This is a genomic window from Ewingella allii, assembly GCF_044430645.1.
GTDB classification, from domain to species: Bacteria; Pseudomonadota; Gammaproteobacteria; order Enterobacterales; family Enterobacteriaceae; genus Ewingella; species Ewingella allii.
Genome location: NZ_JAWUDN010000001.1, coordinates 1,309,766 through 1,326,717 on the forward strand (window position 1 = coordinate 1,309,766; position 16,952 = coordinate 1,326,717).

The 16,952-nt window shown below is 52.2% G+C and carries 18 protein-coding genes; 1 reads left to right on the plus strand and 17 read right to left on the minus strand.

Annotated features, from left to right (window positions below):
- Positions 1–35: 35 nt before the first annotated feature.
- Complete coding sequence (gene ybjM, locus SBO83_RS06210) at positions 36–404, minus strand: inner membrane protein YbjM (RefSeq protein ID WP_396130820.1); 369 nt, start codon at positions 402–404, stop codon at positions 36–38.
- Positions 405–710: 306 nt separating this feature from the next.
- On the opposite strand from ybjM, the gene SBO83_RS06215 reads away from it, so the two are divergent.
- The gene (locus SBO83_RS06215) at positions 711–2,393 is read left to right on the plus strand and encodes an aspartate:alanine antiporter (protein WP_353501896.1); all 1,683 of its coding nucleotides are present in this window, start codon (positions 711–713) and stop codon (positions 2,391–2,393) included.
- Positions 2,394–2,657: 264 nt separating this feature from the next.
- Here SBO83_RS06215 and SBO83_RS06220 read toward each other — a convergent pair whose 3' ends face one another.
- The 16 genes from SBO83_RS06220 to SBO83_RS06295 form a co-directional block, all read right to left on the minus strand.
- Positions 2,658–3,986 (minus strand): HAD family hydrolase, encoded by a 1,329-nt coding sequence (locus tag SBO83_RS06220; protein ID WP_396130821.1) that lies wholly within the window; start codon positions 3,984–3,986, stop codon positions 2,658–2,660.
- A gap of 25 nt (positions 3,987–4,011) precedes the next feature.
- Positions 4,012–4,863: a DNA-processing protein DprA gene (locus SBO83_RS06225; RefSeq protein ID WP_396130822.1), complete on the minus strand. Its 852-nt coding sequence runs from the start codon at positions 4,861–4,863 to the stop codon at positions 4,012–4,014.
- 611 nt (positions 4,864–5,474) lie between these two features.
- On the minus strand, positions 5,475–7,151 hold the full coding sequence (locus SBO83_RS06230; protein WP_396130823.1) for a hypothetical protein: 1,677 nt from the start codon (positions 7,149–7,151) through the stop codon (positions 5,475–5,477).
- On the minus strand, positions 7,148–7,690 hold the full coding sequence (locus SBO83_RS06235; protein WP_396130824.1) for a baseplate complex protein: 543 nt from the start codon (positions 7,688–7,690) through the stop codon (positions 7,148–7,150). The genes SBO83_RS06230 and SBO83_RS06235 overlap by 4 nt, the downstream gene beginning before the upstream one ends.
- Complete coding sequence (locus tag SBO83_RS06240; RefSeq protein WP_396130825.1) at positions 7,659–8,387, minus strand: hypothetical protein; 729 nt, start codon at positions 8,385–8,387, stop codon at positions 7,659–7,661. Before SBO83_RS06240 ends, SBO83_RS06235 begins: the two co-directional genes overlap by 32 nt.
- Positions 8,387–8,842: a tail fiber assembly protein gene (locus tag SBO83_RS06245; RefSeq protein WP_396130826.1), complete on the minus strand. Its 456-nt coding sequence runs from the start codon at positions 8,840–8,842 to the stop codon at positions 8,387–8,389. Before SBO83_RS06245 ends, SBO83_RS06240 begins: the two co-directional genes overlap by 1 nt.
- Positions 8,839–11,001 (minus strand): phage tail-collar fiber domain-containing protein, encoded by a 2,163-nt coding sequence (locus tag SBO83_RS06250; RefSeq protein ID WP_396130827.1) that lies wholly within the window; start codon positions 10,999–11,001, stop codon positions 8,839–8,841. The genes SBO83_RS06245 and SBO83_RS06250 overlap by 4 nt, the downstream gene beginning before the upstream one ends.
- A gap of 10 nt (positions 11,002–11,011) precedes the next feature.
- Complete coding sequence (locus SBO83_RS06255; RefSeq protein WP_396130828.1) at positions 11,012–11,602, minus strand: hypothetical protein; 591 nt, start codon at positions 11,600–11,602, stop codon at positions 11,012–11,014.
- On the minus strand, positions 11,595–12,779 hold the full coding sequence (locus SBO83_RS06260; protein ID WP_396130829.1) for a baseplate J/gp47 family protein: 1,185 nt from the start codon (positions 12,777–12,779) through the stop codon (positions 11,595–11,597). Before SBO83_RS06260 ends, SBO83_RS06255 begins: the two co-directional genes overlap by 8 nt.
- On the minus strand, positions 12,772–13,104 hold the full coding sequence (locus tag SBO83_RS06265) for a DUF2590 family protein (protein WP_396130830.1): 333 nt from the start codon (positions 13,102–13,104) through the stop codon (positions 12,772–12,774). Before SBO83_RS06265 ends, SBO83_RS06260 begins: the two co-directional genes overlap by 8 nt.
- The gene (locus SBO83_RS06270) at positions 13,101–15,365 is read right to left on the minus strand and encodes a phage tail tape measure protein (protein WP_396130831.1); all 2,265 of its coding nucleotides are present in this window, start codon (positions 15,363–15,365) and stop codon (positions 13,101–13,103) included. The genes SBO83_RS06265 and SBO83_RS06270 overlap by 4 nt, the downstream gene beginning before the upstream one ends.
- Entirely contained in the window at positions 15,365–15,520 is a 156-nt protein-coding gene (locus SBO83_RS06275; RefSeq protein WP_396130832.1) for a DUF6890 family protein, read from the minus strand. Before SBO83_RS06275 ends, SBO83_RS06270 begins: the two co-directional genes overlap by 1 nt.
- 32 nt (positions 15,521–15,552) lie before the next feature.
- Positions 15,553–15,819 carry a putative phage tail assembly chaperone gene (locus SBO83_RS06280; protein WP_396130833.1) on the minus strand — a complete coding sequence of 89 codons (267 nt, stop codon included), beginning with the start codon at positions 15,817–15,819 and terminating at the stop codon, positions 15,553–15,555.
- 120 nt (positions 15,820–15,939) lie between these two features.
- The gene (locus tag SBO83_RS06285) at positions 15,940–16,311 is read right to left on the minus strand and encodes a hypothetical protein (protein WP_396130834.1); all 372 of its coding nucleotides are present in this window, start codon (positions 16,309–16,311) and stop codon (positions 15,940–15,942) included.
- Positions 16,311–16,652, minus strand: coding sequence for a M15 family metallopeptidase (locus tag SBO83_RS06290; RefSeq protein ID WP_396130835.1), 342 nt, complete (start codon positions 16,650–16,652; stop codon positions 16,311–16,313). Before SBO83_RS06290 ends, SBO83_RS06285 begins: the two co-directional genes overlap by 1 nt.
- Entirely contained in the window at positions 16,649–16,945 is a 297-nt protein-coding gene (locus SBO83_RS06295) for a holin (RefSeq protein WP_396130837.1), read from the minus strand. The genes SBO83_RS06290 and SBO83_RS06295 overlap by 4 nt, the downstream gene beginning before the upstream one ends.
- Positions 16,946–16,952 lie beyond the last annotated feature (7 nt).

Sequence of the window (16,952 nt, forward strand, 5' to 3'; positions counted from 1 at the left end):
TCAATGAGCGCCTTTATTTTTTAACTTCTTTCACACTACTCTTTGGTCATATGTAGCACGATGGCCCGAATCAGCAGGTAAAACAGCGCGCCCATCACACACCAGAAAATGGCGCTACCGGCATAAGCCATCTCTTGTATAAAAGTACGCACGCGTACGAAGTAGACAATGCGCAATAAGTAGCACACCGGAATGGCAAGCAGCGCACCGAGAAAGGCATAAAACAGCGCCGACCGCTGCACCAGATGAGCCGTGATGATGCCGGGAAAAATAAACAGCAGCAGGCCATATTCCGGACCCGGGGTAATGTGGCGAACCACAATCACTTCCGTTTTCAGTAAGACAAAAATCAGCGTGAAAAGCACGCAACAAATGATAGGTCCGACGCGCGAACGCAGATGCATCAGTACTTCCTCCTTAAAGTTTTGCTCATAAGCGACAACAAAATTGAGTCAATTCGTCCCCGCCCCGCAGTTCCCCTGCTAAGCTGCACTGCCTGTGCAACACAAAACATGCTTAAAAGATGCTAACACCCGCTTTTATCTGGCTGAATGAACAATCTATGACTAAAATAACGCGCTAAATTGCGTTGTTTTAGTGATCGTTAATATCCTTAGCCTTAGAATAAACGGTTAAAATATAATGCAATTGAATTTATCCCTTACAACCCCTTATATCAAGAATTTGTTGGTAAACAATAAGTTATCCTTGTGAACATAAACGTCGCTAGTTTGTTAAACGGGAATTACATCCTGTTATTATTTGTAGTTTTAGCGCTCGGACTTTGTCTGGGAAAAGTACGATTGGGCTCGGTCCAACTCGGAAATTCTATAGGCGTATTAGTCGTTTCCCTGCTTCTCGGCCAACAACATTTCAGCATTAACACTGAGGCGCTCAATCTCGGTTTCATGCTGTTTATTTTTTGCGTCGGGGTTGAAGCGGGTCCGAACTTTTTCTCCATTTTCTTCCGCGACGGTAAAAATTACCTGATGCTGGCGCTGGTGATGGTCGGCACGGCGATGCTCCTCGCGCTGGGACTTGGGCGGCTATTTGGATGGGACATCGGGCTGACCGCCGGTATGCTGGCTGGCTCTATGACCTCCACGCCGGTTCTGGTGGGGGCGGGAGATACTCTCAGGAACACCCTCGGTGGCAGTAAAATGCTCGGTCCGGAACTGGATAACCTGAGCCTTGGCTATGCCCTGACCTACTTAATCGGCCTGGTGAGCCTGATTTTTGGCGCGCGCTATCTGCCAAAATTACAGCACCAGGACCTGCCAACCAGCGCCCAACAGATCGCCCGCGAGCGCGGCCTCGACACTGACAGCAAGCGCAAGGTTTACCTGCCGGTGATCCGCGCGTATCGCGTGGGTCAGGAACTCGTCGCCTGGGCCGACGGGAAGAACCTGCGCGAGCTGGGTATTTATCGCCAGACGGGCTGCTACATCGAGCGTATTCGCCGTAACGGCATTTTGGCGACGCCGGATGGCGATGCCGTATTGCAAGTGGGCGACGATATCTCGCTGGTTGGCTACCCTGACGCCCACTCGCGCCTTGATCCAAGCTTCCGTAACGGTAAAGAAGTCTTTGACCGCGACCTGCTGGACATGCGCATTGTGACTGAAGAAGTGGTGGTGAAGAACAGCAGCGCGGTGGGCAAACGCCTGAGCCAACTGAACCTGACCGACCACGGCTGCTTCTTAAACCGCGTTATCCGCAGCCAGATTGAGATGCCGATCGACGACAGCATCGTACTCAACAAGGGCGACGTGTTGCAGGTCAGTGGTGACGCGCGTCGCGTGAAAGCCGTGGCCGATCGCATCGGGTTTATCTCGATTCACAGTCAGGTCACCGACCTGCTGGCCTTCTGCGCCTTCTTTATTCTTGGCCTGATGATTGGCCTAATCACTTTCCAATTTAAGAACTTCAGTTTTGGCGTCGGCAACGCCGCCGGGCTGCTGTTCGCCGGGATCATGCTCGGCTTCTTACGAGCCAACCACCCTACTTTCGGCTATATCCCGCAGGGCGCGTTGAACATGGTGAAGGAGTTCGGCCTGATGGTATTTATGGCCGGAGTAGGCCTGAGTGCCGGTGCGGGGATAAATCAAGGGTTAGGCGCGATTGGTGGCCAGATGCTGATTTCAGGGTTAATCGTCAGTCTGGTGCCGGTGGTTATCTGCTTTATCTTCGGTGCTTACGTGCTGCGCATGAACCGCGCGCTGCTGTTCGGCGCCATCATGGGGGCGCGCACCTGCGCACCGGCCATGGAGATCATCAGCGACACCGCGCGCAGCAACATTCCAGCCCTCGGTTATGCCGGAACCTACGCCATCGCTAACGTATTGCTGACCTTGGCAGGTACCTTGATAGTGATTGTCTGGCCGGGAGGCTGATGTAACCCATTGATTCGCAATGCGCGTTAAAAAAATCAATAATTTTTTTAGATTTTTGCAGCATTGAACGAACTTTGTTCAGGAAAGGCAGTCTTAATTAATGCCACTGCTTTTCTTTGAAGTCCCCACTTTGGAGAGCCCGATAATCCCGCCTGTTTAGGTTCAAGATTATCGGGTTTTTTCTTTTCTATTTTTAAATTCCTTTTAAATCAATAAATTAATAAATATAAAGCCATCTAATGGCGACGGGATGGCGACATTAAGTTAAGCACCTGCTTTCTCTGCAGCAATAAAGGCAGCAATAGTCGCTTCAAAGGTTGAGCCCGGTCGATATGTTTTTGCTAGTGCATAGCCATAAATGGGTACTTCCTCTGGAACGATATTAGTGGCTTTCAGTAGTGTTGCTACAGCTTTCATTTGAGAACCAGAAGTTACTATATCATCGAGTATAATCACTGCTGATGCTGTCTGAGGAAACGGTTTTGTATCCTTGAAAACCCCTAAGGTATCAAGGTGGGGTAAAACCAGCCGCACTCCTGTCGACATATGCGCAGGGACTGTAGGCCAGAAACGCTCAACACAAGATCCATTAGAGACTTTAAAATTAATCTGCCCATTCTTTTTTTTCATGTATAGCCACTTACACCACCATTGAGCAACTTGATACATTGGAAACGAATGATTACATTCCAATGGTACAGATGCAGGTGTGGCAATCAAATATATATCCCCTGTAATATTTTTACTCTGAATCCATGTAATAAAATCAAGACAGCTATGGTAAGCAACCTGATGTAAGTAACCAGATGTTCCAATTTTTCCATCTGCATTATAAAACTGCATTTTAAATTTTTCTTCTAATTGTTCTGGAGTTAAATCTTTAGATGGTTTAATCACTCGCCTGACATTAAACCAAGTATATTTATCTTGCTGATTATGAGGGCGCCAAGAGCCTGGGTCCGGGATATATTGTTTAGAATAACCAATATCTTCTGATGGAATGTCAACAATCATACTTTCATCAATTGAAGCTTTTAAAAAATGCCTCTCAATATCTGGAGCTACATAGATCATTTCATTTTGATAAAAAGCTTTGATTTTTTCAGCCAGAACATCTAAATTTTCAGCAACTGCTGTCGGCTGACTCTGTTCAGTTATAAACTTTATGTCAAAATTAGTTAAAGGCGTAAAAAATATCGTTGGACACTTTTTAATATGCCCTAGATAAATATCCCTTGGTGAGTCACCAATGATGAGTACATTTTCATAATTTGAAAAAATAGGATTTGGTGGAATGCAAGGTTTATGTTGCGCACCGAATACTTTACTTTCTTCAATACGAATTCCGTTTATCTCTAATACTGTCTCGCAATATTCTTGTGGGGAATCGGAGAAAATATAAACATCAATTCCCTCATGGATGGCCAGTGCGTTAACATATGCAACGATCCTAGGGTCAACCGGTGGAGTATTTAAAACGCCAGCCCTCAGAAGTCCACAGATGGCATCACGGCCTGCACGTGTTCTAAGGTAAACATCACAAGACTCGGTATCAAATAACGTTTTATCTAGATCAAATATGATTGCCTTCATGGCGATTCCTTGGTTTAAAGTACCTTTATTTTATTAATTTCAATATAGCTTTATTTTTAGCAACCCATGTATATTCAGGCTCATGAATATTATTTTCTAGAATGTAAAGTGGCTTATTCTGTTCTAAACATGCCTTTATAGCATGTTGCGTACCACTTTTATCACTGGCACGTGCAACGACAACACCGTGCGTTGATAAACTTACTGTAGTTAAATTTCTATTTGCAAAAGAAGAACCTTGCGTAAGTATTCCGATTGGATATTCACTTACTAAAAGATTAGAATTAGCAATTTCTTCTTGTAGGAGTTTATTCTCAGACGGGTAACTTTTATCAAGGGGCGTTCCTAACACTGCAATTGTTTTACCACCCAAATCTAGAGCGGTTCGATGTCCTAAAGTATCTGACCCTTTAGCCAAACCACTAACAATCACTTTATACCCTGCATTGAACAATCGTTTTATAGCTTCAACACCTTGAATACGGTGCAAGTCATTATCGAGCTCCCTAGTGCCTACAAATGCAATGCTTTTAGATAGCTTTAAAATATCAGAGTTACCTCTAAAATAAATTATAGGTGGAACCCCTTTAATATCTCTTAAAGTATTTGGATAGCCGGGATCATTAATTGTCAAATAATCCATTTCAAACTTTATTTTTGAATACAATGAATCTAGCTTAGTAGCTAGGTCATGATCAATAGGTACCATTGAAAAAAAATGCTCATAAATACCTTCTATGCTTTTAAATTCGGTTAGCAGATATTTAAGTTCATCATTAGCTTTTTTTGAGCCCGTTTGAACTTTTTTGCTTAAAATCAAAGCCGCATGTGACCAAGATGCAAGTTTAGATGGGCTCAAATCTAGTTTCGTGTCCATTGAGAATCACTCGATTATCGGTTTGTCATAATGGTAAAAAGTACATTTTCTATGCGTCCAGCAGAGATACATATTATTTCTACACTCCAACATATCTCTTGGCAATTTTTTTACATATTTTTTCAAAAAAAATAATTATAACATTTTGATAAATAAAGGTTAATTTACAAAATCAATTACCTCCATTCGAAATCACAGCACATAAAAAAAATAAAAAACACTTAAAATCAATTAATTACACCCTACGCGTATTAATGTATCAGACTTTATTTTGAAAAATACTGAAATTCTTTTCAATATTTTCAGTTTGGGTTTGCGTGCGAAGTCCCAGGCGGGGCGCGGGCTGGCGCTAGGGTTTGTAGAAAAATGAAACTGAAAAAATAAACCAACACAAAAACCGCAGGCGGGTGCGGTGTAGTGCAATTTTCGTCACGTCTCGCTTTGTTTCGTCACCATACCCCCGCCCCTGTCGCACCCTGTCGGCTTGATCGTTTTTGGTCGGCACGGATTGCGTTTTGAAGGGCGCGGCGCGTGGTGGCCGTTCTAGGCGGGTAAATGACGGGCGTAAAAAAGCCCGCGCGCGGCGGGCCTGGGTTTGGCGGGGATGAATGCTATCCAATCACGGGTTTATATGTCTTGGCCAGCCCGGTGGCCGTGCTGCCGGTTGCCTTGATGGCCGCTGCATTTAACGGTGCGCCGGTGTCCTGGTGCGTATGGGCGGCGGTCAGCTCTGCCAGCTGCTTCACCACGTCCAGGGTTTCAATCATCAGCTGGCACACGTTGATGCTTTGGCTACCTACCCACACCACCGGCGCGATGATTTCCTGGCGAACAGCGGCCACGCTGCTGCGCAATTTGCCGACCTTCTCAACCAGCTGGCCCGCCACGTTAACGCTGCTATTCCCGATCACGTCAGTAGTGGCGTTGCCCTTGATGCTGGCCACAAAGTTGGCCTGAGTGGCCAGGCTGTAATCCCCCTCCGCGATTTGTTGCACCGAACCGGCCATCAGCCTGTGCGTGCCTAACACCGTTGTTTTGTCCGTGGCCTGAATGGTGGTTTCCCTGGCTACCAGCGTTCGGCTTTCATCGTCTGCCTGGATCACTCGGCGCATGGATGATTCGCTAATTGTCTGGTCTGTCTGGCGCTCCCAGTCGCCCGCAACCGTCACGCGTTGGGATACCCCATCCCGCTGCTGCTGCAACTGCTCCCCCGGCTTGACCGCTGGCAAGCTGTTGCCCTGGGCCATGGTTTGGCGCACAAAAGGCTTATCCGGGCGGCCATCCGTAAAGCCTACCTCTACCAACGTGCCAACCGGTGGAAACTGGAACATGCCGGACTCACCGCCCGCCATCGGCAAGGGCAGCGGCACGGCCGGGTAAACCGGCGTTCCCTGCACCGGCTTGCCGTCTGCGTCTAACAGCTGCAAATCGACGGCATAGCGCGGGCGATACGGATCGGCAATATTGCCATTGCTCACCGGCTCGCTGTGGGCCTCGACGCGGGCCATTTTCGGCAAGTGCAGACCGCTGGCCAGCTCAGGAAAAGCCCCCTCCACTTGGCGCTGAATCGGCGTCTTCTGTAGCGCCTGGCCGGTGGCCTTATTGCGTGGCGTCCAAGTCAGCGCCATATCATCGTTATGCAGCCTCACCGTGGTGACGCGCTGGCCGTTCACCTCAACGCCTGGGCGCAGGGACTGAATAACCGGCACGGTCATGGTGTTGCCCGCCGCCGCGCCCTGGCTAAATTCGTTGGGGATCTCCACCGGCTTACCTGCAAAAAGTGCATCCGCCGCGCTACCAGCAAACACGCCGCCATCGGGCAGCTGGTACCACACGTAATCGGTGATGGAAAACGCCCGGCCCAGCGCGGCAAGAAGTTGATAGCCGGTGCCGCTGTGGGTGAAATGGGGGATCGGCTTATCGGCATAGGTGGCCGCTGGAACGGTAAATTCCAGCCCGCTTTCCTCGGTCAGCCACTTGGCCACGTCACGCAGCGTAGGATGCTGGAACGAACATGGCCAATTGCGCTCGAAGACGCCGACCAGCTCGCGCACAAAAAGGCGCTGATAGCCGTTATCCGCAGGTTGCGAGCGCTCCACGTAACCGGTGAACCAGCGCAGCACCAATTCAGGATAACCCACGTCCAGGCGCACCAATTTACCCGTAAAATCCTGATCGGTTTGCGCCGTGATAAATCCCCGGCCGCACGCGCTTAATTCCAGCGCAAGATTGACGTCAACCAGGTGCGCGGCGGTGTTGGATAAGTAGAGTCTTTTTACCGGTTTCATTCTGGCCCCAATGCGCTATTGATTGGCTTCAGCACTTTGCTTTCAAACCAACTTAGCTTTTCGTCACCCTCGGCCGCCGCCGTTCCGCCGCTGCCCCCTTTTCCGCCCTGTTTGGTTGTCGCCGTTTTGCCACCGGCGCGGGCTTCGCGCTTCTCGGCTACGCTGCCCTTTTCGCGCAGGGTAAACGTCACCAGCCAGGCCATTTTCCCATCCTGCGGCGGTGCGTCCACCGCGCCGGAAAATGTACCCTCCCGGAAGTTAACCGCCTGGGCCGCCAGGTTGGCCACGCGGTAGGTTTGTAACTTCCCGCTGGCGTCTTTGGCTTCGGCCAGCTCAAAAATGCGCTTCAAAATATTGGCTTTACGAAAAGGAATGATGCCGGAAATGCGCAGCTCCTTGGCTTTGATGCCCTGCTCCGCGTTGTTCGTGCTCGAGGACTGGCCGGACTGGTCTTTTTCCTGAAATTGCAGCGTTGGCGTCACTTTCATGGCCAGCAGCGCAATGGCCTCACCGTTCAGCGCGAGCGTGGTGATTGTCATTTATCATGCCCTCCAATGGCGATAAATCCGGGCCAGTAAAGAGCGTGGCCAGGGTAAAAATAGCGTCCTGCTGTGGGATATTTTTTTGCAGCTCACTGGCGATAAATGCCGGGGTTCCCTTGGCGGTAAACACCCACGCCGGGGCCGCCTTGCCCTGCAAGTCTGCTAACGCCTGGCCAATGCCGGTTAGTGCCGTGCTCCGGGCCTTGGCAAAATCGGATAGTGCGGAAATTAGACCGCCAACGCTCGCGCCGGTGGCCGCCTCTGTCTTAGCCTCGGCAATGCGCTGCGCATTCATGGCCAAACGGTTAGTGGCGGTTGATAACGGTACCGCTGGCGGCAAACCGCCCGCCAGCTTGCCGGGGATCTGCATTTTTGTAATGGCGAGCGTTGCCGCTTCCTGCGCCCGGCGTGCCACCTGGGAAAACACCGGCAGAGGCAGGACGGTAGAAAACGCCGCCAGGTTATTCATGAATTCCGCCTGAGACGTTGCGCAGACCATAAACACCACTGCGCTGATCTCGCCATCGTCGCCGGTCAGCTTGCTGGCCAGGTAATGCGTGGCGTTTTTCGGGCTTAAATAGCTGCCCTCGCCCGCCTCCTGGCCAACGCCATAAACCCACGGATGCACCGGCAAAACAGAGCACGCCAGAGCGGCCATGTTCTGGCCAATACTTAACGTCGCTTTACGCCACATTACTGCGGCACCTCGGGCCAAGCGATATTTTGCGAGGCTGTATCAACTCGACTAACAACCACGCGGTATTTGCGCCACTCGTCAAAACGGCGCTTTTCTTCGTCTGTGGCAATACCCAAATCAACGGCATCACTTAATACGCTCAGTACCTGGCCCGCTTCGCTCAATCTGTCGCTTTTAATCTTTTCCGCCTGCTCAACGGCAACCGCATCGGCTGTTTTGAACAGCGTCCAGTCATCCCGCTCCCAAAAATAAATTCCCCCGTTCTGTGGGGCTTTGTTCACCTTCCCAAATTTACCCGTCTTCAATTTCTTATAGATTTCGATACCGTATTCCGTATCGGCATCAGGGGCAGACGTGAACGGGATAACGCTCCCGTCTTCCAGCGTGACGTCACAGTCAATATGGGTGTTAACGTTGGTTGTGCGTGGGTTAGTTAGCAATGAATATTTCATGATACTCGCATCCATAAAGTAGTCCGGTGAGGGTCATTAATCGTTCGGGTCATACCCATGCATCGCCAAGTACCGCTAACCGCCCACCCGGACGCGATACCGTCAGCGGTGGACGGCTGCAATTCAGACCCCGCCACCAAGTCGCCGGGGTTACGGGCATTCGGGGTAAGAGCGAGTAAGTAAGTATTAATCTCTCCCAGCCCCTGAGGCGTTGGCTGCGGGTTGTTTGGGCTGAAAACACGCTGTCCCCACTCCTTAAGTTCCCCCGCCGTGTTAATTGGGCCGTTTACCTGTCCACCCGTTGCGGGCAATGCGCCAACATCAGCAGGGGTTGGACGGTAATTTGGGCTGTAAACCCGCGTTGCGCCGCGCTCCTCGTAGACGCCGCTCGCCGAAATAATATTTCCACCTGAATGAATTTCACCGGGGCAGGTCAAGCGGCCGTTATTCGGGTCAAATTGCCAAATCATGCTGGTGCCGTTGTCGGTGATGACGTGAATAACCGCGCTCGGATAGCGCTTATCTCCCGCGGTGTATGCACCCAGGCTGATAGCGGCAGGGAATCCATATTGAGCCGTTTCAACAATCGCTTTAATCATCGGGGCGTACTGGCCTACAGTGGCATCAGCGCGATGCCCCCGTGGGATAAAAAATGGTGCTGCGGCGTTGCTGTATTGACCGGCAAGGGAGCCGTAACCCTCCCATAGTGCTGGTTTAATTTTGTAATGATCGGCGTTATTAAGATACCCAACATCCCCGCCCTTAACTGATACCGCGCCAGTATCTTCAGCAGTGGGCTTATTTCTCTCGCTATAAAGTGCCCCCATAGGGGTGTCATCGACTTGCGCAATCAGCTTGCCACCGTCCCAGCCTAGCATCACTTTATTCGGCCCCATGTTCTGGCCGCCGCCCTGCTGCACTGCCCCCACGTTACTCGCCGTGATGTTGATATCTTTCGAACCGTCGAAATCCACCCCGGCAATTTTTCGCGCTGTAGCCAGCTTATTGGCCGCCACTGCGGTGCCGCCTGAAGGTAGCGCCCCGACGTTACCCGCCGCCAGGCTGATATCTGTAGAGCCGTCAAAATCCACGCCCGCAATTTTTCGCGGCGTGGCTAACTTGTTGGCCGCCACCGCCGTGCCGCCTAAAGGTAATGCCCCTACGTCACTCGACGTCAAAGCAATGTCATCGGTCAGGGCTTTGTTATTCACTTTGCGGATTTTCGGCACGCCGCCCAAGGTGCTTAAGGCCGTTTGCGGATCGGCAATATCCGCAAGATTTTTATCTTTACGCACAAACGTGCTGTTTCCGTCCTGCTCATTCAGCGAGCCTTTCGGGCGCAGGTCGGTGATATTGCCTGCGGCGTCGATATTCGCCAGGGCAAACACGTAGTGGGCAATGCCATTGCTGACGTAATTTTGCAGCGCTTCAGCCAGGGTAAATTTAATGACCGTCTGGTAAGCGCTGGTTAGCGTCCCCTGATAGCACACGTCCACCCATACTTTGACCGGCTTCACGCCTACCGTGATATTTTCGTTACTGGCCAGGCCGGCACGCAATCCGCCAACGTAGCCCACGCCCTGGGTAACGTAGAATTGCTGACCCGTCTTAGCCACTAAAAAACCGGCATCAAAAAAGGCCGCGTTGCCGTAAATATCCTTATTGGCCAGGCGTTCCGCCTCATCCATGCCCGCCAGGCGAGCGGTAAAATCAATCTGCCAGGTTTCGGCGGGGGTGTTGATGTTGGTCGCCGCGAGCGCCCCGCTGTACTCCATCAACATCGAGCGCACCAGGACATTGCCCTGTTGGCCATTATCGTTTTTGATTTTCTGCTGCATTGGGGCGTGAATAATCATGGCCAGCACGCCGGTGGCTTTGTTGGCCAGCCCGATCCAGTTGAAACTAAAATCACCCACCTCCGCACCCATCGTCACGGAATACACCACCGAACCCGCGTTAACCGCGCCCGCCTTGCTCACCGCCTGGCGGTGCACAATATGATCGGCGCTCGGTACTCCCTCGGTGTTGTCGATAGGCTTGTTAACATCCAGCCCTGGCACGTTGGCAAAAATAAACTCATCCAACACAACCGGCTGATTATCGATAGCCTGGCGGGCTTTCCATTCCACAAAGGCTTTCGTGATAACTGCTTGAGACATGCCTATTTCCTTATAAACGTGCGCTAAACGTTGCGCTGCTGTCTGTGGTGGCGTCGCCCAACGTGGCGGCGTAGCAAATGTATTCACCCTGATACCATCCTGCATGAAGGTTTACGCCCAGGGCGGTCATGACTTCAAACTGATAGCGGCGGCAGGTGCGGCCGTATTTCTTGATAATTTCCAGCAACAAATCGCTGTTACCGGCGATTTGGCTGTCGGTGACGCGAACAATGATCACATCCCAATCAATGCCCGGCTGGCGCTCCAACAGCTCAACGTAGCCAATCCCTAAGCGGGCAAAAATAGCGATAAACCCCGCAACAGAACCCGCCTCGCTGGCGTTGATAAAGGCGTAGGCCACGCGCTTGCGAAATAGCGCCAGCGGCTCACCGTTAAACCGCGTTATGTCCCGGTCATAGGCCAAAAGCTTGAGCAGCGGCTCGGCGCAGGTCAGCGGGTCGAACTGGCGCAGCGGCCAGTTAACCCAGTCATACACCCGCAGCCAGAACGTGCCGCTTGCACGCAGCAGCGCGGCGGGTTCGCCCTCATTCATCCATGACGGCAACACCAGGCTTTTTAATTTGGCGGCAAAATTAGGCATTTTTAATCTCCACCACCAAGGAAGCCAGGCGCGGCACCGTCAGCTCACTGACAATATCGGTCAGCGAGAAGACGATCGAATCCACATCATCAAACGCCCTGTGCAGCTCCCGGCCCAGGTTAGAAAAAGAGAAACGCGAATAGGGCCAGGTCTTTTTCACATCGAACTCGCTATTCTCACGAAACGCACAGCGGATCATGTTTCCCGCGTTGCTGGCCAGCGCCGCTTGCTGTTCTGCCGTCATGTTGTCGCGGTTAGTCACAAACAGCGTTACCGCCAGGTTATGCCGGGTTTCTGGCATCGACATACACTGCATGTCATCGCCGTGGCCGTGGTGGCCCTTGGTATTGATGTAATCATTCACCGCATCAATGAACGGCTGGGAAGTCACCCCGCTATCAAGCAGCAGGTAAGCGTTGGCCGTTCCCGGCCCGCGTGGCGCGTCATGCTTAAAGAAAATACGCTCAACGCTCAGACCGACCACGGCCGCTATCATGCTGCGATAAACTGCATCGGTGTGGTAGTTGCCAACCAGGTTGAACTGATTGCGGCAGCGCTCGCGCAGGTCATCATCAGATTCCTCGTCTGCGCCAGGCGTCAGCAGCCAATCATCTTGATTTACGGCCTGGCTAATACCTGCCACGGCGACGGGCAAAATACGGTAATAACCCGGAGCCAGGTTAAACGCGCCGCCCGCCTCGGTGGCCGTCACCGGCACCAGGCCACTGGCCAGCCCCGCCGCCAGCGTGGTGTCTGCGTCAACCTTCAGCGCATAGACCACGCCGTTAATGCGCTCGGTCTGGATAATGGTTCCGCCTGGCACCGTCACGGCCTGTTTGGCGTCCTCTTTGATAAAGCGGATCACGCCTTTGGTATAGCTGGCGGGCTTGGCCACCAGGTTGACGCCCCAGGCCAACATTCGCAGCATTGGCCCGCTGGCCGTGCCCAGAAACATGTTGGCCAGCACCGTGTTGGCCAGAACGTCTTTTATCCAAAGCACCGGCGTGGTGACAATCGCCGTCACCAGCTTCCAGAACGGGGACATTTTCGACGTATTGGTTATCATCCCTTCGGCGTCTACGATGGCGTTGAACTGGTCGCGGATCGCCTCTTTGGTGGTCGGCATCCCGCTGTCACTCAGCACCTTTTCAAAATCAATCGTTGGCTTGTTATTCATAATCTACGCCCGCCTCCACCTTGCCGAAATCGTAGGTTTGCGCCTCTACCCAAAGCTTTTTTAACGACTCTTCGGTGATGTTCACCGTTCCCGGAACAATCCGTTCATCGCTTTCAATGAGTAGCGTTAACTGCAAAATCACGTCAGCGCGAAGCGTGGGGCTTCGCTCTGCCACCAATTCCGTGGTTAACCCGCTTTCAATAATGGCGTGGACAATATCCTGGCCAATGCTGATTCTGTTATTACAAAGTACCGGCTCATTTCCTGCGTTTAGCGTGAAATTACGCCCGGTAATTAATAGGTCGATATAGAGCGGTTCCGTCATGCGCCTAATTCCTGCCATTCCATTAGCTCGGCCGGTGTCATTCCTTTGGCCGGATGAATATTCACGGTGCCGATTGTTTTACTGTTATCAACGGTAGTTTTCGCAGACGTATTAATCTGTTTACTTAACCCACCGCGATCCACGCCTTTCACCACGCCGCCCGTAGACATATTATTTTCCAGCGCAATTGGCGGCGGTGGTGCCGTTTTACGCATTTGCGCATCAGGAATTTTACTTTCCGTTTCAGCATAGCCTGGCGGCGGTTTAATTCCCTTCGGCGGTTCGCTCGGCATTTCTTTAAGCTCAATATTGACGCCCGGTAATTTATTCAGCTTTTCGACAATCCAGTTATACGTCCCGGTGAATGATGATTTCAGCGTGTCCCACAATCCTGAAAATACATTTCCGATAATCTCGGCAATTTTCTTAAACGACTCCACCGGCGAATTAATATCAAACACCTTAATCACATCAATCCAGCCGCGCCCCACGATGGCAAATACATCAACCAGCGTTTCAATGGCGCGTTTGACCAGGCCCAGCGGAATGAGAATAAAGTCGATGGCGTTCGCCACAATCCGCCCAAAGGTTTCACCGGCTCCGGTGACGCTGGTTAACTGGTCTTCGGTCATTTTCACCGGCGAGAGCAGATCACCAAACCAGCTGATCAGCGTTTTGATACCGTCCCACACCCAGCCAATGGCGTTGGCGATTGCGCCAAACATCGGCTTAAACGGCGTGAGCGCCCCGGACGCCTCGCCAAACCCGCTAATGAAGCCTTTCACAAAGGCTTTGATTGGCTGCCAGAACTTAATCACCGCAATGACTACCGCCGCAATCGCGCCCACAACCAAGGCAATCGGGGCGATCATCATCAGGAATGACACCGAACCGGCGCGGGCGGCCATGCTGGCGGCCAGCAATGCCCCGCGTAAATATTTCAGGGTGCTGCTAAACATCTTGGCCACGCCGTTGCCCGCCGCCATAGCCAGGCGATTAAGGCCAAACAACTTGGCCATTGGCCCCAGTAGGCGGGTAATGCCTAGCATGATGAAGCCATGCACGCCCATCACGATATTGGCCAACGCCCCCACGGCCGCAAAACTCAGCATGGCCAGCGCGGCATAGCCGATCACGCGGGCGATGTTGGGGAATAGACGCATCCAGCGCGTTAACTTCTCCCCACCATCCGCAATCTTATTCACTAGCGGATAGAGCACTGGCAGCAGCGTAGAGCCGATGGCGGCACGCATGGCAAACCAGATAGACGTTAGCCTGTCCCACGGCCGCGTCATTTTCTCGGCCATTTCCGTGGCCCGCTTCATGCCGTCATTGCTGCCCAGCTCGGTGATGTTGCGCTGGAGTGAATCAACGTTGCCATACAGCTGTTTAATCACCGCCGCGCTGTCACCAAAGGCCGCGTTAAGCTCCGCCTGGGCTTTCAGGTTGCCATCGATGCTCTTACCGTATTTGCCCTGGAGTTTCTCCAGCATGGCGGGCATGGACAGCATTTTTCCCTGGGCGTCCTGGAAGCTTAACCCCAGCTTTTTGGCCCCTTCCTGCGCCCCGCTCAAGAAGCCCTCATAAGAGCCGCTGGCCTCGGTGCCTAACGAGCGTTGCAGCTCGCCCAACACGGCCAGCTGTTCATCCAGCCCGACGCCGTAGTTTGTCCCGACGCCCCGCGCACCTTCCATCAGGTCTTTAATGGTGGCCATGTCCGTGCCAAATTGCTTTTTGACGTAGGCCATTTTCCCGGCCAACTCCTCAGCAAACTGGACTTTTCCCACCTCGGCCGCGTAGCCGTCGAACTGCGTAAACATTTGGCCCATGAATCCGGCAGCGTCTGCGGCCGTTCCTTTCAGCGCTTTGGCCACGGTGTTGGCAACAACGGTGACGCGGGGTAATTCGCCCTCGGTCAGCCCGGCCACCGCCGCATTGATATCCGCCGACGATTGCACAAACTCTACTGCTGACTCCCCATAGCGCACGCTGAATTTAAAGGCGTCGTCTGAAATCTTGGCAAGCGGGTTATCACCTACGCCCCGCGCACTGGCCTCTTGCATGGCGTCAAACATTTGGATAGCCGGATCTAATGCCGCCTTGACCGATGCCCCTACGCCCCACAGCGCCCCCACGCCAATGGCAAGCTTTCCAAAGGCGGCCTGGCTGTCCTGCGCAAAGTCATTAACCGACGTCTTGGCCTGTTTTAAGGGGCCGGTGATTCGGTCAATTAAACTCAGCGTAAAATCTAAATCCGCCATTAGTCGCCTTTAAAAGCCAGGGCAATGCCATTTGCAATGGCAATGCGTTGATATTCCCAATGACGATTGTCCAGCCAAACGGCACGCGCTAGGTTTTCCATATCGTCATTTTCGTGGGGGAGATAATGGCGGCGCAAAATAAGGTATTGCTCCAAGCCATTATTTTCGATGGCGCTAACCCGCGCCGTTAGTTTTTTAGTTCAATTTCCAGCTTAGGCGCGTATTTATCATTAACTGCGGCCGCCAGCTGCAAGGCAGCGCCTGGAATATCCAGAATTTCATCCAGCGCGGCTTTACTGTCTGTAGCCACAATGCGGCGCAGGTAGTTATTAGCCGGAGCCAGCTTATTATCCATCGACATTTCGTTAATGAATTTGTTGTAGGCGGTCGTGTTTGGCTCAAAAATTAACGCCTGGCCGTTTACGGCTAATTCAATAGTATTTACTTTGCTCATTGGTTTAATTTCCTTCGCTGGTTTATTTCGTCAATTAATTGATTATGCCGTGCGGCGCACTCCGCATATTGCGGCGTTATTTTTAACAGCACGGCGGCAACGTCTTTACCCAATACGCCATTAAGGCGCGGTATTGTTTCCGGGCATTTTGTTAACAGGTTTTCTTGATAAGGTTCGCTCGGCATTTTCGGCGGCGGCGTTGTACATCCTGACAAAATCGTAAGAAAGACAACCGTTATCAAATACCGGGTTAACCAGTTCCGCTCTAATTTCGGCTGGCCACGCATCCTTTAACCCTTGCAGTTTTATTTCTAAATCTCTGCCTGACTGGCTGGCAATTTTCTGGCTCTCGCTTCTGGCCTTATCACCGGCCGCCGTAGCGGCGCGGTCAATCACCAAATCCAGACTGTCGCGATACCAATCGCCCACTTTCCACCCGGCCCCAAACACGGCCAGAATGGCCAGGCCAATCATGGCCAGCTGCTTGGCCATCACTTCACCCCGTTATGTTCCAGGCTAAAATGGTTCCCATCCGGGCGGGATTTAAAGCGCCCACCCCAGGTGCCGCCCAGCGACTCCCAATATTCACCCAAAGGTAAATAAGCCTCGCTCTTATCCTGGTACTTGCCGTTGATAAACAGATTAAAATCCACCGCCAGGCGCTGCGTGTGTAAGCTGTTGCTGATACCCGCCCCGCTTTTGGCATTCAGTGCCGCCTGTTCCGGCGTGCGGTAGGCTTCGCCAAAGGTAAGGCGATAACCGCGCTGCCCGGCCCAGTCAATCAGCTGGGCAATCAGCTGCGTGAACAACTGCTGTTTTTCGCTCAATGTCATTTTGGGCTTCCTTTTCCTGATAACACGCCATTTCCCTTGCGCCTGATCCACACCTCAACAACCTGGTAGCCCGCAATCCCCAGCGCGGCCCCCGCGCCACTCAGCGCAAGCGGGTTAATGTCGGGTATCCAAATCAGGATGGCCGCCGCCGCCACTGACACCGCCGAACCTAAAATAATGCGGCCGATAAACAGCGAGGGCGTAATATGCTCACCGCTGCTCAGTGCTTTACCCAGGGCAATGAGCGCCCCGATAATCATCAGGCTTAACAGCCCCTTTTCATGCTCTTGCATCCCTGCA

Excerpts from the sequence above, each read along its gene's own strand:
- ybjM (WP_396130820.1), bottom strand. The coding sequence starts at position 404 with ATGCATCTGCGTTCGCGCGTCGGACCTATCATTTGTTGCGTGCTTTTC.
- SBO83_RS06220 (WP_396130821.1), bottom strand. The coding sequence starts at position 3,986 with ATGAAGGCAATCATATTTGATCTAGATAAAACGTTATTTGATACCGAG.
- SBO83_RS06225 (WP_396130822.1), bottom strand. The coding sequence starts at position 4,863 with ATGGACACGAAACTAGATTTGAGCCCATCTAAACTTGCATCTTGGTCA.
- SBO83_RS06230 (WP_396130823.1), bottom strand. The coding sequence starts at position 7,151 with ATGAAACCGGTAAAAAGACTCTACTTATCCAACACCGCCGCGCACCTG.
- SBO83_RS06235 (WP_396130824.1), bottom strand. The coding sequence starts at position 7,690 with ATGACAATCACCACGCTCGCGCTGAACGGTGAGGCCATTGCGCTGCTG.
- SBO83_RS06240 (WP_396130825.1), bottom strand. The coding sequence starts at position 8,387 with ATGTGGCGTAAAGCGACGTTAAGTATTGGCCAGAACATGGCCGCTCTG.
- SBO83_RS06245 (WP_396130826.1), bottom strand. The coding sequence starts at position 8,842 with ATGAAATATTCATTGCTAACTAACCCACGCACAACCAACGTTAACACC.
- SBO83_RS06250 (WP_396130827.1), bottom strand. The coding sequence starts at position 11,001 with ATGTCTCAAGCAGTTATCACGAAAGCCTTTGTGGAATGGAAAGCCCGC.
- SBO83_RS06255 (WP_396130828.1), bottom strand. The coding sequence starts at position 11,602 with ATGCCTAATTTTGCCGCCAAATTAAAAAGCCTGGTGTTGCCGTCATGG.
- SBO83_RS06260 (WP_396130829.1), bottom strand. The coding sequence starts at position 12,779 with ATGAATAACAAGCCAACGATTGATTTTGAAAAGGTGCTGAGTGACAGC.
- SBO83_RS06265 (WP_396130830.1), bottom strand. The coding sequence starts at position 13,104 with ATGACGGAACCGCTCTATATCGACCTATTAATTACCGGGCGTAATTTC.
- SBO83_RS06270 (WP_396130831.1), bottom strand. The coding sequence starts at position 15,365 with ATGGCGGATTTAGATTTTACGCTGAGTTTAATTGACCGAATCACCGGC.
- SBO83_RS06280 (WP_396130833.1), bottom strand. The coding sequence starts at position 15,819 with ATGAGCAAAGTAAATACTATTGAATTAGCCGTAAACGGCCAGGCGTTA.
- SBO83_RS06285 (WP_396130834.1), bottom strand. The coding sequence starts at position 16,311 with ATGGCCAAGCAGCTGGCCATGATTGGCCTGGCCATTCTGGCCGTGTTT.
- SBO83_RS06290 (WP_396130835.1), bottom strand. The coding sequence starts at position 16,652 with ATGACATTGAGCGAAAAACAGCAGTTGTTCACGCAGCTGATTGCCCAG.
- SBO83_RS06295 (WP_396130837.1), bottom strand. The coding sequence starts at position 16,945 with ATGCAAGAGCATGAAAAGGGGCTGTTAAGCCTGATGATTATCGGGGCG.